Genomic DNA, 26,078 nt, shown 5'->3' with positions numbered 1-26,078 from the left:
GCCAGCGCCTGCGAAGGGCGCTGGCCTTCCATGGGTGCCGGACAGGAGCCTTGCTGCAATGCTGTTTCGATTGATTGTGTGTGCTGCGTTAGCGGTCGGCTGGGTACCCTCGCTGCTGGCCCGGCCCGTCCATGCCCTGACGGTCTATGGCGAGGCGCCGAAGTATCCGGTGGGCTTCACGCATTTCGACTACGTCAATCCGGATGCCCCCAAGGGTGGCAGTTTTCGTCGTTCGTCGATGGAGGATGGCCCGTTCGACCATCTGATCCCCTACGTCGACAAGGGCACCGGTATCAGCCAGATTCAAGGCTGGCTCTACAGCCCGCTGGCCTATCGTTCGCTGGACGAACCCTACACCGTCTATGGCCTGGTGGCGCAGTCGATGGAGCTGGCGACGGACCGTCTCTGGTTGCGCTTCACTCTCGACCCAAAGGCGCGTTTCGCCGACGGCAAACCCATCACCGCACAGGACGTACGTTTCACCTTCGAATTGCTCAGGACCCAGGGCAGCCTGAGTTATCGCCAACGCTTCGCCGATGTCGACCAGGTCCTCGTTGAGTCGCCGAGCCAGGTGCGCTTCACCTTCAAGAGCGCCGACAACCGTACCTTGCCGCTGGACATCGCCTCGCTGCCGGTGCTCCCGGAACACTGGTGGCGTGGGCGCAACTTCGCCAATGGCGGTGGCTTCGAGCCGCCGCTGGGCAGCGGGCCCTATCGGGTCAGTGCGGTGGACAACGGTCGCAGCGTAACCTTCGAGCGTGTCAGGGACTGGTGGGGACGTGGTCTTGCGGTCAGCCGCGGCCTGTATAACTTCGACACCCTGCGCCTGGAGTTCTTCGGCGACACCGATGTGTCGCGGCAATTGCTGCGCGCCCAGGGCTACGACTTCAACCGCGAGTTTTCCGCCACCAACTACACCATCGGCTATGCCGGGGATGCGTTGAACGATGGTCGCCTGCAGCGCGAGCACCTGGCGCCGCATGCCGTGCAGGGCACCCAGGGTTTTGTCTTCAACCTGCAAAAGCCGCTGTTCCAGGACCGCCGGGTACGCGAAGCGCTGAGCCTGCTCTGGGATTTCAACTGGACCAACCGGCAGATCATGCACGGCATGTATCTGCGCCAGCGCAGCTTCTTTTCCCGCAGTGAACTGGCCGCCAGCGAGCTACCCGACGCCGCCGAGCTGGCCATCCTGGAGCCGTTGCGTGGGCAGGTGCCCGATGAGGTGTTCAGCCAGGTCTACCAGGCTCCGGTCACCGACGGCAGTGGTCGCATTCGCGCCCAGCAGTTGCAGGCGCTCAAGCTGCTGGAGCAGGCCGGTTGGACACCCTGCGGTGATCACTTGGTCAATGCCCAGGGGCAACCGTTGCAGTTCACCTTCCTGAGCAGCCAGAAGGGCTTCGAGCGCCTGCTCCTGCCATTCAAGCGCAACCTGGCGCAGATCGGCATCGGTTTCAACATCCGCCTGATCGACTCGGCGCAGTACGCCAATCGGGTGCGTGCACGGGATTACGACATGATCGTCAATGGCTACCCGGTCAGCCCGTCGCCGGGGCGCGAACTCATCAACTTCTTCGGCTCCGAGGGCGCGGACGACCCCGGCTCGAACAACTACATGGTGCTGAAGAACCCGGCGGTGGATCGCCTGATCGACGAGTTGGTGCGCGCCAACGATCGCCCGACCATGGTGCGCTACGCCCATGCCCTGGATCGGGTGTTGCAATGGGGCTATTACTGGATTCCCAACTACTACCCGCCAGGGTCGTCGTCGGTGTGGTGGAACCGGTTCGGTCGGCCTGCCATCGCACCGCTGAACGATGTCGGCATCGATACCTGGTGGGAAGTCAGCAAGACCCCGCTGACCACCGCCGGGATGCAGCGGATCAACCAGGAGGTTGCCCATGCTGGCCTATAGCGTACGGCGTCTGCTGCTGATCCTGCCCACCTTGCTGTGCATCCTGCTGGTGAACTTCTTCATCGTGCAGGCGGCGCCGGGCGGGCCGGTCGAACAGGCCATCGCGCGATTGCAGGGAATCGGCAGCCAGGCCTCATTGGCCGGGGCGCATGTCGAGACGGTGGGCCAGGATTCGCGCACGGTGCGTGGCCTCGACCCGGCCCTGATCGCCGATATCGAGCGGCAATACGGCTTCGACAAACCGCTCGGCGAACGACTCTGGTTGATGCTGAAAAGCTATGCCCGACTGGACTTCGGTGACAGTTTTTTCCGCGGTGCGAAGGTCACCGACCTGATCCTGGAAAAGCTGCCGGTAACGCTTTCCCTGGGATTCTGGGCGACGCTGCTCAGTTACCTGGTGTCGATCCCGCTGGGGATCGGCAAGGCGGTCCGGCATGGCAGCCGGTTTGATGTCTGGAGCAGCGCGATGATCATTATCGGCCACGCGTTGCCGGCGTTCCTGTTCGCGCTGTTGCTGATCGTGGTGTTCGGCGGCGGCACCTTGCTCGACTGGTTTCCGGTACGCGGGCTGGTCTCGGAAAACGTCGCCGAGCTGTCCTGGACCGGCCAGGTCGCCGATTACTTCTGGCATCTGGTACTGCCGGTGGCGTCGCTGGTGATCGGCAGTTTCGCCACCCTGACCATTCTCACCAAGAACAGCTTTCTCGACGAAATCAGCCGCCAGTATGTGTTGACCGCCAGGGCCAAGGGCTTCACCGAACGGCAGGTGCTGCGCCGCCACGTGCTGCGCAACGCCATGCTGTTGATCGTCGCGGGGCTGCCCCAGGCGCTGACTACGATGCTGTTTGGCGGCTCCTTGCTGATCGAGGTGATCTTCTCGCTCGACGGGCTCGGCCGCCTCAGTTACGAAGCCGCCGTTTCGCGGGACTATCCGGTGGTATTCGGCACGCTCTTTATCTTCACCTTGTGCGGCCTGCTGATCAGGTTGCTCGGTGATCTCGGCTACCAATTGCTCGATCCACGGCTGGACTTCACGGCGAGGAAACACTGATGTTCGTACTTTCTGCACCGACACGCCGTCGCTGGCTGCGCTTTCGGTACAACCGCCGCGGCTGGTGGTCGCTGTGCCTGTTCCTGGGACTGTTCCTGCTGTGCCTGGGGGGCGAGTTGATCGCCAATGACAAGCCCCTGGTGATTGGCTACAAGGGCGCGCTGCTGTTCCCGGCATTCGTGCGTTATACCGAGCAGGACCTGGGCGGCACGTTGCCGTTCCAGCCCGATTATCGTGACCGCTACGTGCACGAGCTGGTCGAGGAGCAGGGCGGCTGGATGCTCTTTGCCCCGGTTCCGTTCAGCTATGACACCGTCAACTACGAGCTGGATGCACCTTCACCCACCCCGCCTTCGGCTCAGAACTGGCTGGGTACGGACGATCAGGCGAGGGATGTGTTGGCCCGGGTGATCTTCGGCACTCGGGTGTCGTTGCTGTTTGCCCTGGCGTTGACCCTCGTCAGCACCGTGATCGGCATTCTCGCCGGAGCCTTGCAAGGCTACTACGCTGGCTGGGTCGATCTGCTCGGGCAGCGTTTGCTCGAGGTCTGGGCGGGGCTGCCGGTGCTGTACCTGCTGATCATCCTGTCCGGCTTCGTCGAACCGGGCTTCTGGTGGTTGCTGGGGATCATGGCGCTGTTTTCCTGGCTGACCCTGGTCGATGTGGTGCGCGCCGAGTTCCTGCGCGGACGCAACCTCGAGTACGTCAAGGCGGCCAAGGCGCTGGGCGTGAGCGACTTTCAGGTGATGCTCAGGCACATCCTGCCCAATGCGATGACGGCGACCTTGAGCTACCTGCCGTTCATCCTGACGGGTGCTATCTCCACCCTCACGGCGCTGGACTTTCTCGGCTTCGGCATGCCCTTGGGCACCGCTTCGCTGGGGGAACTGATCAGCCAGGGCAAGAACAACCTGCAGGCACCCTGGCTGGCACTCACGGCGTTTTTCGCCCTGGTGCTGATTCTGTCGCTGCTGGTGTTCATCGGCGAGGCGTGCCGGGATGCGTTTGATCCGCGATCTTGATCCGCGATCTTGATCCACGACGCCCACCAAAGCCTGTCATGGGGAATCTCAATTGACTGATGTATTGATAGAAATCCGCGACCTCAAGGTGGGGTTCGACGGACACCCGGTAGTCCGTGGCATAGACCTGGATATCCGTGCCGGCGAATGCCTGGCGCTGGTAGGGGAGTCGGGCTCGGGCAAGTCGGTGACGGCCCACTCGATCCTGCAACTGTTGCCCGCCCATGTCACCTGTACCACGGGCAGCATCCGTTACCAGGGCGAGGAGTTGCTGGGCAGCACGGCGCGGCGCTTGCAGCAGATTCGTGGCGACCGGATCGCGATGATCTTCCAGGAGCCGATGACCTCGCTCAATCCGCTATACACGGTGGAACGCCAGGTCGCGGAAACCCTGGCCCTGCACAAGGGACTGAGTGGGGAGGCCGCCCGCCAGCGAGTGCTGGAGCTGCTGGAACTGGTGGGCATCCAGCAACCGCAACGACGGCTCACCGCCTATCCGCACCAGCTTTCCGGCGGCCAGCGGCAACGGGTGATGATCGCGATGGCGCTGGCCTGCGAGCCGGTGCTGCTGATTGCCGACGAACCGACCACGGCGCTGGATGTAACGGTGCAGCGGCGTATTCTGGCGTTGCTCAGGAACCTTCAGCAGCGCCTGGGCATGGCCCTGTTGCTGATCAGTCACGATCTGAATGTGGTACGCAGCATCGCCCAGCGGGTGGCGGTCATGCGTGCCGGTGAGATCGTCGAGACGGCCGATTGCGCCAGGCTGTTCGCCGCGCCGGGGCATCCGTACACGCGCCAATTGCTGGAAGCCGAGCCGGAAGGTCGGGCACTGCCGCGAGCCGAGCGGGCGAACCTGCTCGAAGTCGATGATTTGCGGGTCTGGTTCGCGCAGGGCGGTCTTCTCCGGCGCCGTGCGCCGATCAAGGCGGTCGATGGTGTGCAACTGCGCCTGCAGCGTGGCAAGACGCTGGGTATTGTTGGCGAGTCTGGCTCCGGCAAATCGACATTGGGCCAGGCGATCCTTCGCCTGATCGATGCGCGGGGCAGTATCCGCTATGACGGCGAGGCCCTGGATTCACTCAAGGGCAACGCCCTGCGACCGTGGCGCAAGAAGCTGCAGGTGGTGTTCCAGGACCCTTATGGCAGCCTCAGCCCACGCATGAGCGTGCAGCAGATTCTGGAGGAGGGCTTGCGCGTGCACACCGACCTCGATGCCCGGCAGCGGGAAAGCGAAATCATCGGCGCGTTGCGCGATGTCGGCCTCGACCCGCAAGTTCGGCACCGCTACCCCCATGAGTTCTCCGGGGGGCAACGGCAGCGCATCGCGATCGCCAGGGCGCTGGTACTCAAGCCGGAACTGATCCTGCTCGATGAGCCCACGTCTGCGCTCGATCGTACTGTACAGAAACAGGTCGTCGGCCTGCTGCGCCGGCTGCAGGAGGAACATGACTTCACGTATCTGTTCATCAGCCACGACCTGGCGGTGGTGCGTGCGCTGGCGCATGACCTGATGGTGATCAAGGATGGTGTGGTGGTGGAGGCCGGTGCTACCGAGCAATTGTTCGAATCGCCCCGGCATCCCTACACCCGCGAGCTGTTGCTGGCTTCCTTCTCGGCGGCGGGTTCTGCCGCCGGAAACGACAGACCCGGCATCGAGCCGGGCCTTGGTTGAGCAACCCGGCCGCGCTATCGGTTGAACCGCTCGACCAGCGAATACTGGGTGGATGCCGTGCGGGTCAGGTCCTTGCTCAGTTCCGTGGAGAGGTTGGCCTGTTCCGAGGACCGGTCGGCCAGTTGGGCGATGGTGCTGATGTTGCGGCTGATTTCGTCGGCGACCGCGGTCTGCTCCTCGGTGGCGGTGGCGATCTGCGAGGTCATGTCGGTGATATGGGCGACGGCTTCGCTGATGCCCACCAGGGCCTTGTCGGCCTCGAGCACCCAGGCGACACCTTCCTCGGCCTGGCGGTTACCGTTCTCCATGGTCTGCACGGCGTTGTTAGACGAGGTCTGCAGTTTGGTGATCAGCTCATGGATCTGGCTGGTGGATTGCGAGGTCCGCTGGGCCAACTGCCGCACCTCGTCGGCCACCACCGCGAAGCCGCGTCCCATGTCGCCGGCCCGTGCAGCCTCGATGGCGGCGTTGAGCGCCAGCAGGTTGGTCTGGTCGGCGATGCCCTTGATGACGTCGACCACGGTGCCGATCTCGTTACTGTCCTTGGCCAGTTGCGCCACCGTTGCGCCGGTCTCGCCCACCACCGCCGAGAGGCGTTCGATGGCCTGGCGCGTATCCCGCGCGACATCTCGGCCGCGACTGGTGAGCAGGTTGGCTTGCTGGGTGGCATCGGCCGTGCGCTGGACATGGCTGGCAACTTCCTGGGTGGTCGCCGCCATCTGGTTGACCGCGGCGGACACCTGTTCGGTTTCCAGGCGTTGACGGTCAAGCCCCCTGGAGCTGTCCGTAGCGAGCAGATCGGACTGCCCGGCCAGTTCGCTGACTTGTTCGGCAGTATCCTGAAGGCGCGTGAGGCAGGTCTTCAGGCGTGAGTCCTGGCTGACCAGGGCGGTTTCCAGGCGCCCCTGGGGGCCGGGGGCGTCACTGTACATCTTGGCCAGCAAGGCGTCGCTGGTCGAAGGTTCGACCAACTGCAGCAGGCGCAAGGTTCCGCGCTTCTGCCAGCGGGAGGACAGCAGGGCGATCGGCACGGAAACGCCCACGGCGAGGACGATCGCCAGCGGCGCACTGAGGAACAGGCCGCCGAGGGTGGCCACCAGGCCCAGCGCCAGGTACGGCAGGTAGTCGAACAGCACCGGCAGCCAGCTGTCTTCGCGGGGAATCGCCGCCTTGCCCTGGCTGATACGCCGGTAGAGCGATTCTGCACGACGGACCTGTTCGGCCGTCGGCTTGACCCTGACCGATTCGTAGCCCACCACCTGGCTGCCCTCGAAGATCGGTGTCACGTAGGCGTTGACCCAGTAGTGGTCGCCATTCTTGGAGCGGTTCTTGACGATGCCCATCCACGGCCGTCCGAGCTTGAGGGCACCCCACATATGGGCAAAGACGGCAGGAGGGACATCGGGATGGCGGACGATATTTTGCGGGGCACCGATCAGGTCGGCGCGATCAAATCCGCTGATTTCGACGAAAGCGTCGTTGCAGTAGGTGATGACGCCTCGGGCGTCTGTCGTCGAGATAAGCTTTTGTTGCGGTGCAAGCGAGACTTCACGCTGTGTAACAGGCTGGTTGTTTCTCATTCCGACTGCTCCTGTCTTCCATGCCAAAGCTATCTGCTGACTCTCATGAGGCGAAAAAAGGGGACCCGGATAAAAACTCTAGCCTAATTACGTCGGGACGCCGGGGCGCGATGTCCCGCATTTGAGGGATGAATCCGGGTGGGCTGCACGCCTTTGAATGCGGGCAGCGAGGGTGCACGGACGGCCGTCATCAATCAAGCGGTGCTTCGATAGGGCCATCATTTGTAGGGCTTCTGGTACACGATTGCTGATAAATCGCACTCTTTTCGACTCGTCCCCCTGTTAACACATTTTTACAGATGGCTTGGAGGTCATCCGAGTCCATGATCAAGGGAGATCGGGTAGATGGTTGATGTTACGCGTCGTTCGGTGGTGGGGCTGATGGCTGCGCTGCCGTTGTTGAGTGGGTCGGGTCGGGCATTTTCTGCGGCGCTGCCTGGGGCTGTGAAGGCTTCGTCCGGCGAGGTCTATCTCAACTTCAACGAGAGTCCCTGGGGCCCCTCGGCGGCGGCGCGGCGGGCAATGGAAGAGGGGATCGCCCTGTCCGGACGCTATCCGTACAAGTACCAGTACCAGCTGGTCGATCTGCTGGCCCGGCAGTTGTCGGTGCCTGAAGAGCATATCGAGATCTACGCCGGCTCCAAGGTCGCCTTGCAGCAGGCGGTGATGGCCTTCACCGGCAGTCGCAGCCTGGTGGTGGCGACCCCGACGTATGAAGCACCAAGCCTGGCCGCGCAGGCGCACGGCGCCGCCGTGCACGAGGTGGCACTGGATGCCGGGCATGCCCATGACATTGGCGCGATGCTGGCCGCCGATGCCAACCTGGGGGTGATCTACATCTGCAACCCGAACAACCCGACCGGCACCCTGACGCCGATGGCACAGATCGAGCGGGCCTTGAAGGAAAAGCCTGCCGGTGCGCTGGTGGTGGTCGACGAGGCCTACATCCACTATTGCGATGCACCCAGTTGCGTACCACTGGTCAAGGAACATCCGGACCTGCTGGTGCTGCGCACGTTCTCCAAGATCTATGGCATGGCGGGCGCACGCCTCGGGTACGCCGTCGGCCAGCCGGCGCTGCTGGAAAAACTGAATGTGCTGGGCGAACAGAATGTCGCGGCCGCTTCGTCGTTGCTGGGCGGGATCGCCAGCCTGCAGGACGCCGGGCTGTTGCCGGAGCGCAAGAAGACCAACGCGCGTATTCGTGATGAAAGCATGGCCTGGTTCCGCGACCGCGGGTTCACCTGCACCGAGGCCCAGGGCAACTTCTTCATGGTCGATCTGCGCCGTCCGGCCGGGGAGGTCACCCAGGCACTGGCGCAGCACGGGATACGGGTGGCGCGAATCTGGGAAAACTGGCCGACCTGGATGCGGGTCACGGTCGGCAAGGAGGAGGAAATGGCCCGTTTGCGCAAGGCGTTCGCCCAGGTGGCGCTACCGGCCAAGCACTGACTCGACTCGATAGCGTGACGCTGTTCACATTTTCTGCAAGGAGTCAGGCATCCGGTGCCCGGCACTATCATGCAGATTGCAAGGGGTGGTCTACGCTGATCCGGCAAGAGCTGCCTCGAGCTCGATTTCAGGGATGACCACCATGCTTCCAGAACGTGAGCTGTGCCAGATCATTGAATCCGGTTTTCTGCCGATGTCCTGTTCTTGCACCACCAACGGCAACGGTGCGCTGATGGTGAAGATATTCGACCCGGTTTCCGGGCGCGTCGACCTGCAGCTCAACGGTGTCGCCATCAGCAGTTTCGACAGCGTTCGTTCGGTCGCCAACTTCATTGGTGAACTGCGCACCGAGATGCAGGCCGGTCGCCGGGCGTTTGCCGGCGCGATCTAGTCGACCGGCAGGCGGCTGTCAGCTCGCCACGGCTGCGAGAGGCCGGTGAGCGCCTTGCAGGTGGGTAGCGATCACGGTGTTTTTCAGCAGGTAGGCAATGGTCATCGGCCCGACACCGCCCGGCACCGGGGTGATGGCGCTGGCCACGGTGCGGGCACTGGCGTAGTCGACATCGCCGACCAGGCGCGGACCTTCCGCGGTTTCAACGCGGTTGATACCGACGTCGATCACTACCGCCCCCGGCTTGAGCCAGCTGGCATCGATCAACTGCGGCCGCCCGACGGCTACCACCACGATATCGGCCAGGCGGCAGAGTGCCGCGGCGTCGATGCTGCGCGAATGGATCACGCTGACCGAGCAATGGGCCTGCAGTAACAGGGTCGCCATCGGCTTGCCGACGATGTTCGAACGACCGACGACCACCGCGTGCAGGCCGCTGACGTCACCACAGGTTTCCTGCAGCAGGCGCATGCAGCCGCTGGGCGTGCAGGGTGTCAGCACTTCGGCGCCCTGGACCAGCCCGCCGACATTCTCCCGGTGAAAACCATCGACATCCTTGATCGGGTCGATGGCATGGATCACCGCCTGTTCCTCGATATGGGCCGGCAGCGGCAGCTGCACCAGGATGCCGTTCACGGCCGGGTCGGCATTGAGTTCGACAATCAGCCGCAGGACTTCGGCCTGGCTGGTGCTGGCCGGCAGGCGGTGTTCCAGGGAACGGATGCCGGCTTCCCCGGCGCGCAGCAGCTTGTTGCGCACGTAGACGTGACTGGCCGGATCATCGCCCACCAGCACGACCGCGAGGGACGGCACAATACCTTGCCCGGCCAGGGTCGCGACATCCGCGCGGACTTCTTCGAGTACCCGAGCGGCAATGGCTTTGCCGTCGATATCGCGGGCGAGGGGAAGGGAATTGCTCATGGAATGCGTCACCGTCGTCTGTAGCGAAAAGATCGGCAGCGTCTTGACGGCGGGCATCAAGTCGCTGGCGGAGTGACGGGAATATAGCACCTGCGCACCGGGGGACGGTGTGACATAGCGCAGCAGGTTGGCGGGACTGGGGCTGGGCCCCAATCCCGGCGGGGTTGCTATCGGGTACTCAGCGGAACGCTGGCACCACGTGCTGGATGAACAGCTCCAGCGACTTCTTCTTCTCGGCGTGCGGCAGGCTGTTGTCGCACCAGAAGCTGAATTCGTCGACGCCCAGTTCCTGGTAGTAGCGGATGCGGGTGATGATCTCTTCCGGCGTACCGATCATGGTGTTCTTGCGGATGTTCTCCAGCTCGAATTCCGGACGCTCGGCGAACTTCTCTTCCGGGCTTGGCGCGAGGAAGCCATTCTCCGGCACCTGCTTGTTGCCGAACCAGGCGTCGAAGGTACGGTAGAACCGGTTGATCGCCGTGGCGCCGACTTTCCAGCCGTCGGGATCGTCCTTGGCGTGCACGTGGGTGTGGCGCAGCACCATCAGTTGCGGACGTGGCACGTCGGGGTTGTTGTCCAGCGCGGCCTGGAACTTGTTCTTCAGGTCGAGGACTTCCTCGTCGCCCTTCATCAACGGCGTGACCATCACGTTGCAGCCATTGGCCACGGCGAAGTTGTGCGAGTCCGGGTCGCGGGCGGCGATCCACATCGGCGGGGTGGGCTTCTGTACCGGCTTGGGCACGCTGGTGGAGGTCGGGAATTTCCAGATCTCGCCATCGTGGGCGTAGTCGCCCTGCCACAGGGCACGGACCACCGGCACCATTTCCCGCAGGGCCAGGCCGCCGGAAGAGGCGGGCATGCCGCCGGCCATGCGGTCGAATTCGACCTGGTAGGCGCCGCGGGCGAGGCCGACTTCCATCCGACCGTTGCTGATCACGTCGAGCAGGGCGCATTCGCCGGCCACCCGCAGCGGGTGCCAGAACGGCGCGATGATGGTCCCGGCGCCCAGGCGAATAGTGGTGGTACGGGCCGCGAGGTAGGCCAGCAGCGGCATCGGGCTTGGCGAGATGGTGTATTCCATCGCATGGTGCTCGCCGATCCAGACGGTGCTGAAACCACCGGCTTCAGCCAGCAGCGTCAGTTCGGTGAGGTCTTCGAACAACTGGCGGTGGCTGACGCTTTCGTCCCAGCGTTCCATGTGTACGAACAGGGAAAATTTCATGACGCTTACCTCGGGTCTCTTGTAGATGGCCTGTCGACTGCGGGCCTGTTGCCTGGATGGCGCGCGGGGCGCTGCCGGATATGTTCAAGCGGTTCGAGTCGGCCAGTGCATGACTGGTCCCTCGATAAGGTGTTGGTATACCATAATATGGAATATCCGCAAAACCTTTCTCTCCGACAAATCGCACTCACCTGACTAGGAAAGCGTGCCAACCGATGAACATAAAACAAAAACTGACGCTGGCCTTCGCTGCAATCGCTGCCTTGCCCGTCATCCTCGTGGCGGTGCTGATCATCCTCAATTTGCGCAATGAGGCCCGCGAGGCGTTCCTGGACAGCAGCGGCCGGGAAATCCGCCAGGTCGAGAACGCCATGCAACTGTTCTTCGAGGGCATCACCCAGAACGTCGACTTTCTCGCCGAGGCGCCTCAACTGCAAAATATAGATGGCCAGCTCAAGCGCTACCTCGACGCCGACGCACCGAAGGTCGCCATGGGCGAGCAGGACCAGCAGGTGTTCCGGCTGTTCGCGCAACTGGTCAAGAGTCATTCGGCCTATACCTACCTGTCCCTCGGCACCCGCGAGGGCGGTTATGTGTTCTGGCCGGGCGATCCCAACCTCAACCGCTACGATCCGCGCAGCCGTCCCTGGTACCAGGCGGCGATGGCCCAGCCGGGCAAGACCTTGCGCACCGGCGCCTACTATTGGGCGGCGGACAACGTGGTGCTGGTGAGTACCGTGCGCAGCTTCGCCAATCGCCTGGGCGAGCAGGGTGGGGTGGTGAACATCGACGTTTCGCTCAAGCAATTGACCGACCTGGTCAAGCAGATCCGCCTGGGTGACAGCGGCTACCTGATGCTCACCGAGGGCAGCGACAAGGTGCTGGTGGACCCGCAACAACCCGAACACAACTTCAAGAACCTCAGCCAACTGGGTGACGGTCATGCCGCCATCGCCAAGGCCGGCAAGGGGCTGGTGGAAGTCGAGCTAGGAGGCGAGCGCTACATGGCCAACGTCCAACCTTCCGAGGCCCTTGGCTGGCGCTTCGTCGGCCTGGTGCGGCAGAGCGAGGTGATGGCCGGCGTCACCCGCCTGACCTGGATCATCGCCGTCATCGCCGTGGTCTGCGCCGTGCTGTTCGCCTTTGCCGGGGCTTTTTTCGCCAGCCTGATCGTGCGGCCGATTCGCGGGGTGGCCAATGGTCTGGAAGGCATTGCCCAGGGCGATGGCGACCTGACTGCGCGGCTGGATGTACGCGGGCGCGATGAAACCGCGCAACTGGCGGGCTGGTTCAACCAGTTCCTGGAGGCGATCCGCAGCCTGATCCAGCGCATTGGCGAGGCGGCGGTGCAGATCCACAGCACCTCCGGCAGCACCCACGAGGTGTCCCGGGAGATGGCCGAGGTCGCCTCGCGCCAGCGCGAAGCGGTGGACATGGTCTCGACGGCCTTCCATGAAATGGTCGCCACTTCCAATGAGGTTGCGCGTTCCTGCAACCAGGCCGCCGACTCGGCGGACAACGGCCAGCGCCAGGCCCACAGCGGGCAGAAGCAGATCGAGACGGCGGTGAGCAAGGTCGACCGATTGAGCCAGGAGATCGGCCTGTCGGCCGAGGCCATGCAGCAACTGGCGCAGGACAGCAACGACATCCAGTCGATTCTCGGCACCATTCGCTCGATTGCCGAACAGACCAACCTGCTGGCGCTCAACGCGGCGATCGAGGCTGCCCGTGCCGGCGAACAGGGCCGCGGGTTTGCCGTGGTCGCCGACGAGGTGCGTGCGCTGGCCAAGCGTACGGCCGATTCAACGGGCGAGATCGACGACCTGCTCGGTACCCTGGCGCGGCGCACGCAGCAGATGGGCAAGCAGATGCATGCCAGCCTGGAAGTGTCCCAGGAGACCGTGGTGTCGATCAATGAAGCGCGGGCCAGTTTCGAGTTGATCCGCGAGTCGGTGGACGTGATCCGCGACATGAATACCCAGATCGCCACCGCGGCCGAAGAACAGCACCAGGTGGCCGAGGACATCAACCGGCATATCAGCCAGATTCATGGCGATGCTCAGTTGGTGGCGGACCTGGCTGATTCCACCAGCCAGGATGCGCAGAACCTGACGCAGTTGTCCGAGACCTTGAACCAGTGGGTCCGGCGGTTCCGGACCTGAGGCGGGAACGCGGCGGTGCCTCGGGCACTGCCGTACCGACGTTCGATCAGGCGACGGCGGGGAGGGCGCCCATCTTGCCGTTGCAGTACACCAGCGGGCCGCTCTCGCGTTGCGGCACGATCAGGTTCTTTACCGCGCCGACCATGATCGCATGGTCGCCACCTTCGTATTCACGCCACAGCTCGCATTCGATGATCGCGGTGGCATTGGCCAGCAGCGGGTTGCCCAACTCGCTCAACGTCCATTCGATACCTTGTGCCTTGTCCTTGCCCTTGCGGGCAAAGGCATAGGCCTCGTTCTGCTGCGCGTCGGACAACACGTGGATGGCGAAGCGCTTGCTCTTGATCAGGTGCGGGTACGAGTCGGAGCTGTAGTTGGGGCAGAACAGCACCAGTGCCGGTTCCATCGACAGCGAGCTGAAGGCGCTGGCGGTCAGGCCGACGATCTGGCCATCGTCGTCCAGGGTGGTGATCACCGTGACACCGGACGGGAACGAGCCCATGACTTGCTTGTAGAGGGTTGCGTCGATCATTGGAAATACCTCGGTGCCGCAGGGGCATTTTTGTTTGAATATTGTCTGATGGTATACCGTAAATCTGGCTTTGCAAGGGCTTTTTCAGGTCGCCGACAAACGTCGGGTTATTGACTGATGTCCAATATTTACGCGGCTTTCAGCTGATTTTGTTAGGTTTTTTTGGGGCCGAACTACGGATCAGATGCTGTCAAAACTTACGGATCAGTCTTGTGCAATTCTTGGAATACCATAATATGGTCTTCATCTGAGCGAGCGCCGTAGAGCGTTCCCTGGTTTGGCTTCGTACAAAGATAAGAACAGACAAAACCGAGTTCATGACTATGTCCCAGCAAGATCCGTTGATCGAACAGCACACGGTCGACTACGTGCCGTTGGCCGAGCGCCATGGCAAGGCACGTGACCTGTTTACCCTGTGGTTCAGTACCAATATCGCGCCCCTGCCGATCGTCACCGGCGCGATGGTGGTGCAGGTGTTCCACCTCAACCTGCTCTGGGGGTTGATCGCGATTGCCCTCGGGCATCTGGTGGGTGGTTTGGTGATCGCCCTGGCTTCGGCCCAGGGGCCCAGGATGGGCATTCCGCAGATGGTCCAGAGCCGCGGGCAGTTCGGCCGCTATGGCGCGCTGCTGATCGTGTTCTTCGCGGCGATCATCTACATCGGCTTCTTCATTTCCAATATCGTGCTGGCGGGCAAGTCGATCACCGGCATCGTGCCGTCGATGCCGATGTCGGCCAGCCTGCTGATCGGTGCCCTGGGTGCGACGGCCATCGGCGTGATCGGCTATCGCTTCATCCATAGCCTGAACCGGCTGGGGACCTGGGTCATGGGCAGTGCCCTGTTGGCCGGGTTCATCTATATCTTTGCCCACGATCTGCCGGCGGACTTCTTCAGCCGCGGTGGCTTCAACCTGTCGGGGTGGGTGGCCACGGTGTCGCTGGGGGTGATCTGGCAGATCAGTTTCTCGCCCTATGTGTCGGACTATTCGCGCTACCTGCCAGTGGATATCGGTATCAGCCGGCCGTTCTGGGCGACCTATTTTGGCGCTTCCCTGGGCACGATCCTGTCGTTCTCCTTTGGCGCGGTAGCGGCTCTGGCCACGCCTGAAGGCACCGAGGCGATGCTGGCGGTCAAGCAGGCCACCGGCTGGCTGGGGCCGATCCTGATGGTGCTGTTCCTGCTCAATATCATCAGTCACAACGCGCTCAACCTGTATGGGGCGGTGTTGTCGATCGTGACGTCGATCCAGACCTTCGTCGGGCACTGGACGCCAAGCATCAAGGTGCGGGTGGTGCTTTCCGGCGTGATTCTGGCGGGCTGCTGCCTGGTGGCACTGGGCGCTTCGGCGGACTTCATTTCGCACTTCATCGGGCTGATCCTGGCGCTGCTGCTGGTGCTGGTGCCGTGGGCTTCGATCAACCTGATCGACTTCTACATCATCAAGCGCGGGGAGTACGACATTGCGTCGATCTTCAGTGCCGATGGGGGAATCTACGGGCGCTTCAACATGCATGCGATCGTGGCGTACTTTATCGGGATTCTGGTGCAGTTGCCGTTTGCCAATACGTCGCTGTATGTCGGGCCTTATGCCAATCTGGTGGAGGGGGCGGATCTGTCGTGGCTGGTGGGGTTGGTGGTGACGTGTCCGCTGTACTACTGCCTGGCGACGCGGACGCGCAAGGAGCGGGTGAAGGCGGGGCGGTTGGGGTTGACTGACCTGAGTTGAGTGATTGAGTGAAGGCGTCTGGGTTGAAGGGAACTCAGGCGCTTTTTTGTTTTGATCGGGTGTATATCCGTTTGCGCGTTTAGCTGATGTTACGGTTTCGCCCCTTACGGGCGAGTTCCTTTTGGCAGTCGCCCCAAAAGGAACCAAAAGGGCTTGCCCCTCCATTGGCCCTCGCTGCGCGAGGGTTCCTTCGCTCCGGTCCTGTTTCGAGAGCACGCCGTGACGGGCCATCCATGGCCCAACACGGCTCGCCCGGCATCCCTGCCGGGCGACTCTCGAAACAGGACCTCCACTCAGCCGGCTGGGAACGGGGCGGGTAGATCAAAAGCAAGATCAAAAGCCGAAGCCGAAGCCAAAGCGGTGCTCGGGTTGATAGGCTGCCACTGGCGCGGCGAGTTCTTGTGGGAGCCGGCTTGCTGGCGATGGCGTCCGCCCAGACGACACAAGGCTGACGATTTCACCGCAAGCTTCAAAGTGTTCCAGTCTCTGCAACCAGGTGAAGAGCCTGATAGGTATGCTGCTTCCGCGTTGCAGGAACTAGAGACGAAAAACGCCTCTACTTTTCGTTGCACGCCGATTAAAGTCTGCGTTTTTCATGGATGCACCGCCTTGTCGCGGTTTTTCAGGGAAGCTACCCATGCAGCTGTTCGATCGTCGTTCCGTGCCTGTTCCCGAGTTTTTTCAAAGCCGGGAGATGCAGGCGTCCCGTGTACAACTGAGGGATTTCTTTGGCGCTGACAGGCGCGTACGCGCCCAGACCCGGGCCTCGTACTTCGCTCTCGACCTGAACGATGCGTCGTTGTTCAAGGGCCTGGAGCGGTTGTTCTACGGCAAGTGCGCTTTCTGCGAGCGCATCGGCCCGACCAACGCCTATCGGCTACGTCCTGGGGCCAATGCCAGCCCGGCGCAGGGTGACGAGAACGACCATCTGTACTACGCCTGGCTGGTCAATGCCTGGGAGAACCTCTATCCGATCTGCCGGGAATGCCTTCCGGAGCGACGCAACTACTTTCCTGTCGACGGGGCCAGGGCACCGATTCCCCATGAGTTGCAGTTCTCGGCCTATGCTTCGGACCCCGAGGGGGTATGGCACGATCATCCGCCTCGGGAGATTAATCTGCTGCTCGATCCGTGCGGAGACTGGGTACCTTGCCTGCACTTCGAGATTCATCCGTCGACCGGGATTCTCGCGACCTTCAGCGATGCCGGGCTGGAAACCATTCGGCACTTCAATCTCAACCGCCCCGAGCTCAAGAGTCGAAGAGTCAGGAGGCTCGGCAAGTACCTGGATGCCCTGGAACAACTGACGCAATCCCCGTTTCAGGATCCGGCCGCCTTCGAGTCGCTGTTCGATTTCGCTGCCATGGAGTTCGGTGGCCTGTGTTATCTACTGTGCCTGCAACTGGAACCGCTGCTCAAGGGCTCATTCGGCGATAGCACGCCGCGGGACCCGCAGGGTTTCGGATTGGCTTTCGTCAGTTGTGCCCGGCGAACACGAGGGCTGGAGAGTATTCCAGTTCGAGCCTCGCATACCGAACTCCAGGCGCCATTATCCGAGGCGGAGCCGCTGCTGCGACGCCTGCAATCCATCGAACTGGAAAACTTCAAGGGCATCGAGCGCCTGTGCCTCTCGCTGCCGACACAGGCGTCCGGTTTCCAGCAGCCCGCCATGCTGATCCTGGGTGATAACGCCGCAGGCAAGAGTTCGATCCTGGAGGCGACGGCCTTGGCCCTATGTTCGTCCCGGGCCCGCGACCGCCTGCGGCTCGATGTGCGGAAACTGCCGCTCGATCCGCGGTTGATGGGTGCGGCCAACACGACGGCCTTGAAGAGCGCACGGATTAGCCTCGCGTTCGACGATTCGACCCGCCGGACACTGGCCATCAGTGGGCGTGAGTACTTGCCTGACGGACAGGATGAGCTGCCGCCGGTGTTCGCCTATGGTGCCTTTCGCCAGTACCTGAATCGCACGCGCAACTTCGGCGAGGCGCGGTGGATCGTCAACCTGTTCAAGTCCGATGTGCTGTTGCCCAACCCCGAGAAGTGGCTGTTGGGGCTGGAGCAACTGGACTTCGACCGGGTAGTCATGGCGTTGCGTGAAGTCCTTTCGATCGAGTCGGTGTTCCAGGTCATCGAGCGTGACGAGGTGGGCAAGTCCCGCCGCTGCCATATCGTCACTGCCACCGGCCGTACACCGTTGAGTCATGCCTCCTCGGGCTATCGTTCGATGCTGGCGATGGTCTGCGATATCATCCGCGGGCTGATGGACCGAACGCTCAACCCGCACTTCGAAGACCTGGAAAGCGCCCGCGCCGTGGTCCTGATCGATGAGGTGGAGGCCCATCTGCATCCACGCTGGAAGATCCAGATCATGCGGGCCCTGCGTGCGGCCTTGCCGCAGGTCACCTTCATCGTCACCACTCACGACCCGCTGTGCCTGCGCGGCATGCAGGAGGGCGAGGTGGTCGTCATGCAGCGGGTTCCGAGCGGCAAGCGGACCGACACCCAACTACCGGTCATGGTCGAGCAGGTGGTCCGCCTGCCGAACGTCAGCCAACTGACCGTCGAGCAATTGCTGACGTCGGATTTCTTCAGCCTGGCCTCTACCGATCAGCCGGATACCGAGCGGGAGCTGGCTCACTTCGCCGACCTGCTGAGCGTTCGCGAGAGAGGCGAGGCGCTGACAGCGGCACAACAGGAGGCCTGGCGCAGTCTCGAACGTGATATCGCCGATGCCTTGCCGATTGGCTCCACCGAAGTCCAACGCCTGGTGCAGGAGGCCGTTGTCGAATACCTCAAGGGCCGGCGGCGAACCTCGGCGGAACACCTTGCACAACTGCGCGTGGACGCCAAGCAGCGCATCCTCGGCATTCTGGAAGGACTCTGAAGTATGCGTGCCGTCCGTCGCGACAGCGTTCCCGTGCCCGATGCTATGTTGGGAGAAGAATCACAGGCAAAAAAGGAACTGCAAAAGCTCCAGGCCTATTTCGCCATGCCGAGAGGCAAGCTACCAGCCTTCACCGTGTACAAGTCCGACAGCGTCAAGAAGCAGTTGCATGAGCTGTTTCACGGCAAATGCGCCTATTGCGAGAGTTTCTACTACGGCAGCGCCCCGGTGGATATCGAGCATTATCGGCCCAAGGGCAGCGTCTACGAGGAGCCGGACCATCCCGGCTACTGGTGGATCGCCATGGACTGGGAGAACCTGCTGCCAAGTTGCATTCACTGTAACCGGCGCAGTGGTCAGGTGACGCCCACGTTATCAGCGAGTCTGGTCAGGCTGGTCAATGAAGACAAGGCCTTCAGCCGATCCCGGACGGTCCAGACCGGCAAACAGGACAGCTTTCCCATCCTCGGTCAGCGGGCCGCAGTGGGCACCCTCGATCTTGTCGGTGAGCAGGCCTTGCTGCTGGATCCTTGCCGGGATCAGCCAGAGGAACATCTGCGGTTTCATGTCGACAGTGACAACCTTATCGGACTGGTACTGCCCAAGCTTCATGACAGCGGTGGGCTGGCCCCGGGAGCAGGTGTCGCGGGTGTAAGGCCGGAGTTGCGCGAGGTCATCGAGCAGGCCTTGGCCGACAAGCTCAGCCTCAGGGGCGCGGTGTCGATCCATGTCTATGGCCTGAACCGGCTCGGCCTGGTGCAGGAGCGCACCCGCGTGCTGCGCCAGCTGGAGTTCCTGGAAATGCTGACGGTGGAAATGGGCTTGATGGCCCAGGAACTGGACCCCGGACCGCTGGCTGAAGAACCAGGCCAGGACAGCCTGGTGCGCGACCGTCGTATCGCCAAACGCCTGCGTTTTCTCCAGGAACAGATTCTGGAGCAGATGAAAACCATGGCCCGCCCCGAAGCGCCTTATTCTGCCATGGTTCGCGAGTGGATCGAGGGTTTCAAGGTGCGGCTCAAGGGCTGATCAAGGCAGCGCGGACACCCTGGCGCTCCGCCACTGCCCGCAACGTCTTGAGGCTGACCATCGGTGCATCGACGACGAACTGGTTGGCCAGCCAGGAGGGAATGTCGCCCGCCGGCTCGGCCTGCAGTTGATAGGTCACTTCGGTCACGCCGTCGCCCTTGGGCAGCATCTTCCACACACCCTGCAACTGGCGTACGCGGATCAGGCCCGGTACCGGTGGCAGGTAGTCGGGTGTCGCCTCCAGGTGGCGGACCAGGCTGCCGTCGTCGGCCTGCCCGGTATGCACATGCAGCACCATGTCCCGAGGGGCGGCCGGCCAGGGCAGGTCGGTGGTGAGATAGACCCAGGTGTCGTCGCCGTCATTCTTCAGCAGGCGCATCTCGGCGCAGGCGTACAGCCACTTGCAGGCGACCCTGAGGTTCTCCTGTAGGTCACGCAGGGTCGAAACGTCGGCCTTGATCTCGCTGACGCCACGAAAACTCTGGTAGCGCGAGCCCTGTACCTGGGTCAGGTAGACCTTGATGCCGTCCGCTTCCCTGGCCAGTGTCCACTGCTCGGCGGCCAGGGCCGTCGGGCCCAGGCAGGCGGTCGTCAAGGCGATCACGGATAACAGGGTTTTCATTCGCAGCCTCCGCAGGCACCCGACGGTATGTTCAGGTCTGCCAGATATAACACGCGGGCGCGAAGTTTATTCGATGGTGTGCGTGGATACGCTTCGGGAGGGAAGCCTTGTCGTCGCGGCGATTGCCGGCGCCGACAAGGCGAGCAGGACGGGTGATCAGTGACTGCCAGCGGCCTTGTTCAGGTCGCTTTCCTGCCACTCGGTGTAGACGCAGGCATCGGCGGTTGCCCAGCGCACGGCCACCAGGTCACCGGTCTTGAGCGGCATGCCGGTGGCGGACAACGCCTTGACGGTCATCGCCGTGCCACCCAGGGTGACAACGCTGCAAGTCTGGCTTTCACCGAGGAACAGCACCTCGCCGACGGTCGCCGTGACCTGGTTCCAGCCAGCGGCCGGTGGTTCGCTGGAGGCCTGTTCGAGGCTCAGGGCCAGGGCCTTTTCCGGGCGCACCATCAGCAGGATGTCCTGGTCGTTCTGCAGGCCCGACGTCAGGCGGATCGACAGCGCCTGGCCCTCGAAGCTGGCGGCACCATTGCCCTGGGCCTTGATCCGCAGGAAGTTGGAGTTGCCCAGGAACGAGGCGACGAAGGCGTTCGGCGGGTTCTGGTAGAGGTCATAGCCGCTGCCCAGGCCGACGATCTTGCCGTGGCTGAAGATGGCGATGCGCTGGGACAGGCGCATGGCTTCTTCCTGGTCATGGGTCACGTAGACGATGGTGATGCCCAGGCGCCGATGCAGTTGGCGCAGTTCGTCCTGCAGGTCTTCGCGCAATTTCTTGTCCAGGGCGCCGAGCGGTTCGTCCATGAGCAGGATGCGTGGTTCGTAGACCAGCGCACGGGCGATCGCCACGCGCTGTTGCTGGCCACCGGACAGTTGGGCGGGACGGCGATGGGCGAACTGCTCCAGTTGGACCAGCCTGAGCATCGCGTCGACGCGCTTTTCGCGCTCGGCGGCCTCCAGCTTGCGGATGGCCAGCGGGAAGGCGATGTTGTCGCGCACCGACAGGTGCGGGAACAGCGAGTAGCGCTGGAACACCATGCCGATGTCACGCTTGTGCGGCGGCACGTTGACCAGCGACTTGCCCTCGACCAGGATCTCGCCGGTGCTGGGGCTCTCGAAACCGGCCAGCATCGACAGGGTAGTACTCTTGCCCGAGCCGCTGGAGCCGAGGAAGGTCAGGAACTCGCCGTCCTTGATGTCCAGCGAGATGTTGTCCACGGCGGCGAAGTCGCCGTAGTGTTTGTTGAGGTTGCGCAGGCTGACCAGGGTGCGGTCGTTCTGTTGTGCGGCATCTTTGATCACGGCACTCATGTCTTCTACTCCTGGGCGCTCAGGCGCTGAGTTCATTGCGCCGACGCAGAGCGGCGGCAATCACCATCACCAATACCGACAGGCCGATCAGCAGCGTCGAAGCGACGGCGATCACCGGAGTCAGGTCCTGGCGCAGGGTGGTCCACATTTTCACGGGCAGGGTCTGCAGGGTCGGGCTGGCCATCATCACGCTCAGCACCACTTCATCCCACGACACCAGGAAGGCGAACAGTGCACCGGCCACCATGCCGGGACGAATCGCCGGGAAAGTCACCTTGAACACCGCCTGCAGGCGCGAGGCACCACAGATCACCGCGGCATCCTCGATCGACTGGTCGAACAGCTTCAGCGAGTTGATGATCGAGATGATGGTGAAGGGCAGGGCGACGATCACGTGGCTGACCACGAAGGCGAACATAGTGCCGGTGTAGCCGAGCTTGAGAAACAGCGCATAGACCGCCACGGCGATGATCACCAGTGGCACGATCATCGGCAGGGTGAACAGCCCGTAGAGCAGTTCCCGGCCGGGGAAGCGCCCGCGCACCAGGGCGAAGGCGGTCGGCAGGCCCAAGGCCACGGCGAAGATCGTGGTCAGCACCGCGACCTTGAGGCTGGCCAGGGCGGCATTCATCCAGTCCGCGTTGGAGAAGAACTGGCCGTACCATTTCAGCGTCCAGCCCGGTGGCGGGAACACCAGCCACTGGGAGGAGCCGAACGACAGCAGGACAATGAACACGATCGGCAGCAGCAGGAACAGCGCGATCAGTCCGGTGGTGAGGTAGAGGCCCAGGCGCATGCGCCGGCTCATGGCATTCGGGGTCAGGAGCATGGCGGCTTACCTCGCGTTGCTCGCGCCGACCGGGGATTCCGGCTGGAGCTTCAGGTAGAAGTAGAACAGCACCAGGGTGATCAGGATCAGCAGGGCGGCGCCGGCGCTGGCCAGGCCCCAGTTGAGGAACGACTGCACCTGTTGAATGATGAACTCCGGCAGCATCATGTTCTGTGCGCCGCCCAACAGGGCCGGCGTGACGTAGTAACCCAGGGACATCACGAACACCATCAGTGCGCCGGAAAACAGCCCCGGACGGCACAGTGGCAGGAACACCCGGAAGAAGTTGGTCCACGGGCTGGCGCCGCAGATCGAGCCGGCCTGCAGGATCATCGGGTCGATGGCCTGCATGGTCGCCTGCAGTGGCAGGACGATAAATGGAATCATGATGTAGCTCATGCCGATCACCACGCCGGTCAGGTTGTGCACCATCTCCAGCGGTTGGTCGATGATGCCCAGGCCCATCAGCAGCTTGTTGATCACGCCGGAGGCCTGCAGCAGCACCAGCCAGGAGTAGGTCCGCGCCAGCAGGCTGGTCCACATCGACAGCAGTACGATATTCAGCAGCCAGCGGCCCCAGCCGCGTGGCACCAGGGTGATCGCCCAGGCCAGCGGGAAGCCCAGCAGCAGGCTGAACAGGGTCACCAGCCCGGCCACCGAGAAGGTGTTGAGCAGTACTCGCGCATAGGCCGAGTTGGCGAACAGTTGCTGGTAGTTTTCAAGCCCTGGCGTGGGCTCCAGCACGCCGCGCAGCAACAGGCCGATCAGCGGTGCGAGAAAGAACAGGCCCAGGAACAGCAGGGCCGGTGCCAGGTTGCCGGCGCCTTTCCAGCGCCGGGCCAGCGAAGGTGTGTGTTTCATGACAGCCGCCTTGCCGGAGGCCGAGCCGGCGGCGCCAATGGCGCCCCCGGTCGGTTGGGAGGAATGGGACGCAGTGGCGGCCATTTTTATTTGACCAGCCATTCGTTCCACCGTGTCGCGATAGCCGGGCCGTTCTTGGCCCAGTAGGCGAAATCAAGGGTGATCTGGTCCTTGGCGTAAGCGGTCGGCAGGTTCGGCGCCAGCACCGAGTCCAGGCGCGACACGCTGTCGACGTTGACCGGCGCATAGGCGGTCAGGTTGGAGAAATCGGCCTGGCCCTTGGCGCTGCTGGCGTTGGCCAGGAACTTCATGGCGGCGGCCTTGTTCTTCGAGCCCTTCGGCACGACCAGGATATCGGCCATCACCAGGTTCTGTTTCCAGCTCACGCCCACGGGTGCGCCGTCCTGCTGCAGGGCGTAGACGCGACCGTTCCAGAACTGGCCGAGGCTCGCTTCGCCGGAGGCCAGCAGTTGCTGGGACTGGGCGCCGCCGCCCCACCAGACGATGTCTTTCTTGATGGTGTCGAGTTTCTTGAAGGCACGGTCCAGGTCCAGCGGGTAGAGCTTGTCGGCGGGAACGCCGTCAGCCAGCAGGGCCAGTTCGAGTACGCCAGGGCTTGGCCATTTGTAGAGGGCGCGCTTGCCGGGGTAGGTCTTGGTGTCGAACAGCGCGGTCCAGTCCTGCGGCTTGCCGGCACCGAGCTTGCCTTCGTTGTAGCCGAGCACGAAAGAGAAGAAGAACGAGCCGACGCCGTGGTCGGAGACGAAGCGCGGGTCGATCTTGTCGCGCTGGATCACACTGAAATCGAGAGGTTCGAGCAGTCCTTCGCTGGCGGCACGCAGGGCGAAGTCGGCTTCGACGTCGACCACGTCCCACTGCACATTGCCGCTTTCGACCATGGCCTTGAGCTTGCCGTAGTCGGTAGGGCCGTCCTGGACCACGGTGATGCCGCTGGTCTTGCTGAACGGGTCAGCCCACGCCTGCTTCTGTGCATCCTGGGTGCTACCACCCCAACTGACGAAGTTGACGCTCTCGGCGGCCATCGCTGCCTGGCTCATGCCCAGCAAGCCTGCCAGCAATACAGCGGTCGTACCTTTTTTCAATACCATTTTTACGCCCTCATTGTTGTGTTTTTGAGCGGGCTTTCGATGCCCGCCTATCGGGAGCAGCTGGTCTTTCAGTGCCTTTGCAGGCGGTCTTGGCAAGGCTAGTCGCCTGTCTCGTTCTTGGCCGGGTTCCTGGGTAAGTTTGTTCGGTCTACGGGATATCATATTATGGTATTCCAAACTTTGTGCAAGCACTTTGCCTTACCGGTTATCCGGCCAGGAAAAATTTTCCTCCCGGCGTTACTGGGTGAAGGGAATGCTCTCGACCACTTCCAGGTTGTAACCGGTCAGGCCCGCGTATTTGAGGGGTGGGCCGAGGTGGCGCAGCTTGCCGATGCCGAGGTCCTGGAGAATCTGCGCGCCGGTGCCGACTTCGGAATAAATGCGTGATTGCGAGCGGCTGTACTGGCGCGGCGGCTGGGTCAGTTGCGGGATGCGTTCGAGCAGTGCCTGGGACGATTCATGGTTGGCGAGCACCACGACGACCCCGCGACCTTCCGCGGCAACCCGTTCCAGGGCGGCCCACAGCGTCCAGTTGCTCGGGCCGTGGTATTCGGCGCCGACCAGGTCGCGCAGCGGATCGATGACGTGCACGCGGACCAGGGTCGGTTCGTCGCGGCGGATGTCGCCCATCACCATGGCCATGTGCACGCCGCCTTCGATGCGGTCCTCATAGCTCACCAGGCGGAAGGTGCCGTGCACGGTGGGCAGTTCGCGCTCGCCGATGCGCACCACGGTGTGTTCGGTGCTGAGGCGGTAGTGGATGAGGTCGGCGATGGTGCCGATCTTGATCCCGTGACGGCGTGCGAAGACTTCCAGATCCGGGCGGCGGGCCATGGTGCCGTCGTCATTCATCACCTCGACGATCACCGAGGCCGGGGTGAAACCGGCCAGGCGTGCCAGGTCGCAACCGGCCTCGGTGTGGCCGGCGCGGGTCAGTACGCCGCCTTCGCGGGCGCGCAGGGGGAAGATATGGCCGGGCTGCACCAGATCGTCGGCACAGGCATTGGCGGCGACGGCGGCGGCCACGGTGCGTGCCCGGTCGGCGGCGGAGATGCCGGTGGTCACGCCGGTGGCGGCCTCGATGGAGACGGTGAAGGCGGTACTGAAGGCGCTGCCGTTGCTCGGCACCATCTGTTCCAGGCCCAGGCGCTGACAGTGTTCGTCGGTCAGGGTCAGGCAGATCAGTCCACGCGCCTCGCGGGCCATGAAGCTGATGGCCTGGGCGTCGCAGCAGTCGGCGGCGAGCAGCAGGTCGCCCTCGTTCTCGCGGTCCTCATCGTCCACCAGCAGAACCATCTTGCCCTGGCGGTAGTCTTCGATAATCTCTTCGATGCTGTTAAAGGCCATGTTGCAATCCCCGCGTGTGTGGCAATATTTTGTGGTATACCATAATACAAAATAAACAAACAATGAGGTCGACAATGAAGGCTTACTGGATCGCTCATGTGAATGTCACCGACGCCGAGCAATACACCGAGTACACCCGCCGTGCGCCGGCGGCCTTTGCCGAGTATGGCGGACGTTTCCTGGCCCGTGGCGGGCAGTCGCAGGCAGTGGAGGGGAGGGAGACGCCGCAGCGCAGCGTGGTGATCGAGTTCGACTCCTACGAGCAGGCGCTGGCCTGCTACAACTCGGAACTTTACCAGGAGGCCAAGGGGCATCGCGCGGGCGTGGCGACGGCCGAAATCATCATTGTCGAGGGCATGGTGCCCTGAGTTTGAGTGATTGATGATCGTTCCTACGCTCGGAACACCCAAATGGGGCGCACCACAGCCTGGTGGCG

The 26,078-nt window shown here is 62.9% G+C and carries 21 protein-coding genes and 1 pseudogene; 12 read left to right on the top strand and 10 right to left on the bottom strand.

Translation table 11 applies throughout. The features are described from left to right. Positions 1 to 58: 58 nt before the first annotated feature. The 4 genes from AC6I6U_RS21410 to AC6I6U_RS21395 are packed head-to-tail and all read left to right on the top strand — an operon-like array spanning position 59 to position 5,660. Positions 59 to 1,912: an extracellular solute-binding protein gene (locus AC6I6U_RS21410; protein ID WP_497878021.1), complete on the top strand. Its 1,854-nt coding sequence runs from the start codon at positions 59 to 61 to the stop codon at positions 1,910 to 1,912. Then, the gene (yejB, locus tag AC6I6U_RS21405; RefSeq protein WP_497878020.1) at positions 1,899 to 2,963 is read left to right on the top strand and encodes a microcin C ABC transporter permease YejB; all 1,065 of its coding nucleotides are present in this window, start codon (positions 1,899 to 1,901) and stop codon (positions 2,961 to 2,963) included. Before AC6I6U_RS21410 ends, yejB begins: the two co-directional genes overlap by 14 nt. Then, positions 2,963 to 3,985, top strand: coding sequence for an ABC transporter permease (locus tag AC6I6U_RS21400; protein ID WP_497878019.1), 1,023 nt, complete (start codon positions 2,963 to 2,965; stop codon positions 3,983 to 3,985). The genes yejB and AC6I6U_RS21400 overlap by 1 nt, the downstream gene beginning before the upstream one ends. A 52-nt stretch (positions 3,986 to 4,037) precedes the next feature. After that, positions 4,038 to 5,660 (top strand): ABC transporter ATP-binding protein, encoded by a 1,623-nt coding sequence (locus AC6I6U_RS21395; protein ID WP_497878018.1) that lies wholly within the window; start codon positions 4,038 to 4,040, stop codon positions 5,658 to 5,660. A gap of 14 nt (positions 5,661 to 5,674) precedes the next feature. On the opposite strand, the gene AC6I6U_RS21390 is transcribed toward AC6I6U_RS21395, so the two are convergent. After that, a complete protein-coding gene (locus tag AC6I6U_RS21390) occupies positions 5,675 to 7,240 on the bottom strand; it encodes a methyl-accepting chemotaxis protein (protein WP_497878017.1) in 1,566 nt (521 codons plus the stop codon). A gap of 345 nt (positions 7,241 to 7,585) precedes the next feature. Between AC6I6U_RS21390 and ptaA the strand changes: the two genes are divergently transcribed. After that, a complete protein-coding gene (gene ptaA / locus AC6I6U_RS21385; RefSeq protein ID WP_497878016.1) occupies positions 7,586 to 8,692 on the top strand; it encodes a pyoverdine biosynthesis transaminase PtaA in 1,107 nt (368 codons plus the stop codon). A 142-nt stretch (positions 8,693 to 8,834) separates the two neighbouring features. Next, positions 8,835 to 9,083 (top strand): DUF1652 domain-containing protein, encoded by a 249-nt coding sequence (locus AC6I6U_RS21380; RefSeq protein ID WP_497878015.1) that lies wholly within the window; start codon positions 8,835 to 8,837, stop codon positions 9,081 to 9,083. Positions 9,084 to 9,101: 18 nt separating this feature from the next. Here AC6I6U_RS21380 and AC6I6U_RS21375 read toward each other — a convergent pair whose 3' ends face one another. Both AC6I6U_RS21375 and AC6I6U_RS21370 read right to left on the bottom strand, forming a co-directional pair. Continuing rightward, entirely contained in the window at positions 9,102 to 10,004 is a 903-nt protein-coding gene (locus tag AC6I6U_RS21375) for a bifunctional 5,10-methylenetetrahydrofolate dehydrogenase/5,10-methenyltetrahydrofolate cyclohydrolase (protein WP_497878014.1), read from the bottom strand. Positions 10,005 to 10,182: 178 nt separating this feature from the next. Further along, on the bottom strand, positions 10,183 to 11,226 hold the full coding sequence (locus AC6I6U_RS21370; protein WP_497878013.1) for an LLM class flavin-dependent oxidoreductase: 1,044 nt from the start codon (positions 11,224 to 11,226) through the stop codon (positions 10,183 to 10,185). 215 nt (positions 11,227 to 11,441) lie between these two features. Between AC6I6U_RS21370 and AC6I6U_RS21365 the strand changes: the two are divergent. Both AC6I6U_RS21365 and AC6I6U_RS21360 read left to right on the top strand, forming a co-directional pair. Then, a pseudogene (locus tag AC6I6U_RS21365) lies at positions 11,442 to 12,530 on the top strand (HAMP domain-containing protein); the annotation flags it as partial. Positions 12,531 to 12,620: 90 nt separating this feature from the next. Continuing rightward, on the top strand, positions 12,621 to 13,388 hold the full coding sequence (locus tag AC6I6U_RS21360) for a methyl-accepting chemotaxis protein (RefSeq protein WP_497883076.1): 768 nt from the start codon (positions 12,621 to 12,623) through the stop codon (positions 13,386 to 13,388). 46 nt (positions 13,389 to 13,434) lie between these two features. Here the strand turns inward: AC6I6U_RS21360 and AC6I6U_RS21355 are convergent, their stop codons facing one another. Further along, positions 13,435 to 13,920: a flavin reductase family protein gene (locus tag AC6I6U_RS21355; protein WP_497878012.1), complete on the bottom strand. Its 486-nt coding sequence runs from the start codon at positions 13,918 to 13,920 to the stop codon at positions 13,435 to 13,437. Between the two features lie 323 nt (positions 13,921 to 14,243). Between AC6I6U_RS21355 and AC6I6U_RS21350 the strand changes: the two genes are divergently transcribed. The 3 genes from AC6I6U_RS21350 (at position 14,244) to AC6I6U_RS21340 (ending at position 19,563) form a co-directional block, all read left to right on the top strand. Further along, positions 14,244 to 15,647, top strand: a complete 1,404-nt coding sequence (locus AC6I6U_RS21350) for a purine-cytosine permease family protein (RefSeq protein ID WP_497878011.1) — start codon at positions 14,244 to 14,246, stop codon at positions 15,645 to 15,647. A 637-nt stretch (positions 15,648 to 16,284) separates the two neighbouring features. Continuing rightward, positions 16,285 to 18,534 carry an AAA family ATPase gene (locus AC6I6U_RS21345; RefSeq protein WP_497878010.1) on the top strand — a complete coding sequence of 750 codons (2,250 nt, stop codon included), beginning with the start codon at positions 16,285 to 16,287 and terminating at the stop codon, positions 18,532 to 18,534. A gap of 3 nt (positions 18,535 to 18,537) precedes the next feature. Further along, positions 18,538 to 19,563, top strand: a complete 1,026-nt coding sequence (locus tag AC6I6U_RS21340) for an HNH endonuclease family protein (RefSeq protein WP_497878009.1) — start codon at positions 18,538 to 18,540, stop codon at positions 19,561 to 19,563. Here AC6I6U_RS21340 and AC6I6U_RS21335 read toward each other — a convergent pair. The 6 genes from AC6I6U_RS21335 to ribBA form a co-directional block, all read right to left on the bottom strand. Next, positions 19,553 to 20,185 carry an START domain-containing protein gene (locus AC6I6U_RS21335; RefSeq protein ID WP_497878008.1) on the bottom strand — a complete coding sequence of 211 codons (633 nt, stop codon included), beginning with the start codon at positions 20,183 to 20,185 and terminating at the stop codon, positions 19,553 to 19,555. The two genes, AC6I6U_RS21340 and AC6I6U_RS21335, sit on opposite strands and share 11 nt — an antisense overlap. Before the next feature lie 156 nt (positions 20,186 to 20,341). Next, complete coding sequence (locus AC6I6U_RS21330) at positions 20,342 to 21,496, bottom strand: ABC transporter ATP-binding protein (RefSeq protein WP_497878007.1); 1,155 nt, start codon at positions 21,494 to 21,496, stop codon at positions 20,342 to 20,344. Between the two features lie 19 nt (positions 21,497 to 21,515). Then, a complete protein-coding gene (locus AC6I6U_RS21325) occupies positions 21,516 to 22,325 on the bottom strand; it encodes an ABC transporter permease (RefSeq protein ID WP_497878006.1) in 810 nt (269 codons plus the stop codon). Positions 22,326 to 22,331: 6 nt separating this feature from the next. After that, entirely contained in the window at positions 22,332 to 23,288 is a 957-nt protein-coding gene (locus tag AC6I6U_RS21320) for an ABC transporter permease (protein WP_497878005.1), read from the bottom strand. Further along, positions 23,273 to 24,295, bottom strand: a complete 1,023-nt coding sequence (locus tag AC6I6U_RS21315; protein WP_497878004.1) for an ABC transporter substrate-binding protein — start codon at positions 24,293 to 24,295, stop codon at positions 23,273 to 23,275. The genes AC6I6U_RS21320 and AC6I6U_RS21315 overlap by 16 nt, the downstream gene beginning before the upstream one ends. 237 nt (positions 24,296 to 24,532) lie before the next feature. After that, positions 24,533 to 25,642: a bifunctional 3,4-dihydroxy-2-butanone-4-phosphate synthase/GTP cyclohydrolase II gene (ribBA, locus tag AC6I6U_RS21310; protein ID WP_497878003.1), complete on the bottom strand. Its 1,110-nt coding sequence runs from the start codon at positions 25,640 to 25,642 to the stop codon at positions 24,533 to 24,535. Between the two features lie 74 nt (positions 25,643 to 25,716). On the opposite strand from ribBA, the gene AC6I6U_RS21305 reads away from it, so the two are divergent. Continuing rightward, positions 25,717 to 26,010, top strand: a complete 294-nt coding sequence (locus tag AC6I6U_RS21305; protein ID WP_497878002.1) for a DUF1330 domain-containing protein — start codon at positions 25,717 to 25,719, stop codon at positions 26,008 to 26,010. Positions 26,011 to 26,078 lie beyond the last annotated feature (68 nt).

This window comes from Pseudomonas sp. UTLPPB19802, from assembly GCF_059730225.1.
Note: the sequence above shows the minus strand (reverse complement) of the source record. Positions and strands in the feature narration are given on the sequence as shown.

Bases quoted from the DNA above. Each gene is read 5' to 3' on its own strand.
- AC6I6U_RS21410 (WP_497878021.1), top strand. From the start codon at position 59: ATGCTGTTTCGATTGATTGTGTGTGCTGCGTTAGCGGTCGGCTGGGTA.
- yejB (WP_497878020.1), top strand. From the start codon at position 1,899: ATGCTGGCCTATAGCGTACGGCGTCTGCTGCTGATCCTGCCCACCTTG.
- AC6I6U_RS21400 (WP_497878019.1), top strand. From the start codon at position 2,963: ATGTTCGTACTTTCTGCACCGACACGCCGTCGCTGGCTGCGCTTTCGG.
- AC6I6U_RS21390 (WP_497878017.1), bottom strand. From the start codon at position 7,240: ATGAGAAACAACCAGCCTGTTACACAGCGTGAAGTCTCGCTTGCACCG.
- ptaA (WP_497878016.1), top strand. From the start codon at position 7,586: ATGGTTGATGTTACGCGTCGTTCGGTGGTGGGGCTGATGGCTGCGCTG.
- AC6I6U_RS21380 (WP_497878015.1), top strand. From the start codon at position 8,835: ATGCTTCCAGAACGTGAGCTGTGCCAGATCATTGAATCCGGTTTTCTG.
- AC6I6U_RS21375 (WP_497878014.1), bottom strand. From the start codon at position 10,004: ATGAGCAATTCCCTTCCCCTCGCCCGCGATATCGACGGCAAAGCCATT.
- AC6I6U_RS21370 (WP_497878013.1), bottom strand. From the start codon at position 11,226: ATGAAATTTTCCCTGTTCGTACACATGGAACGCTGGGACGAAAGCGTC.
- AC6I6U_RS21360 (WP_497883076.1), top strand. From the start codon at position 12,621: ATGGCCGAGGTCGCCTCGCGCCAGCGCGAAGCGGTGGACATGGTCTCG.
- AC6I6U_RS21355 (WP_497878012.1), bottom strand. From the start codon at position 13,920: ATGATCGACGCAACCCTCTACAAGCAAGTCATGGGCTCGTTCCCGTCC.
- AC6I6U_RS21350 (WP_497878011.1), top strand. From the start codon at position 14,244: ATGTCCCAGCAAGATCCGTTGATCGAACAGCACACGGTCGACTACGTG.
- AC6I6U_RS21345 (WP_497878010.1), top strand. From the start codon at position 16,285: ATGCAGCTGTTCGATCGTCGTTCCGTGCCTGTTCCCGAGTTTTTTCAA.
- AC6I6U_RS21340 (WP_497878009.1), top strand. From the start codon at position 18,538: ATGCGTGCCGTCCGTCGCGACAGCGTTCCCGTGCCCGATGCTATGTTG.
- AC6I6U_RS21335 (WP_497878008.1), bottom strand. From the start codon at position 20,185: ATGAAAACCCTGTTATCCGTGATCGCCTTGACGACCGCCTGCCTGGGC.
- AC6I6U_RS21330 (WP_497878007.1), bottom strand. From the start codon at position 21,496: ATGAGTGCCGTGATCAAAGATGCCGCACAACAGAACGACCGCACCCTG.
- AC6I6U_RS21325 (WP_497878006.1), bottom strand. From the start codon at position 22,325: ATGCTCCTGACCCCGAATGCCATGAGCCGGCGCATGCGCCTGGGCCTC.
- AC6I6U_RS21320 (WP_497878005.1), bottom strand. From the start codon at position 23,288: ATGGCTGGTCAAATAAAAATGGCCGCCACTGCGTCCCATTCCTCCCAA.
- AC6I6U_RS21315 (WP_497878004.1), bottom strand. From the start codon at position 24,295: ATGGTATTGAAAAAAGGTACGACCGCTGTATTGCTGGCAGGCTTGCTG.
- ribBA (WP_497878003.1), bottom strand. From the start codon at position 25,642: ATGGCCTTTAACAGCATCGAAGAGATTATCGAAGACTACCGCCAGGGC.
- AC6I6U_RS21305 (WP_497878002.1), top strand. From the start codon at position 25,717: ATGAAGGCTTACTGGATCGCTCATGTGAATGTCACCGACGCCGAGCAA.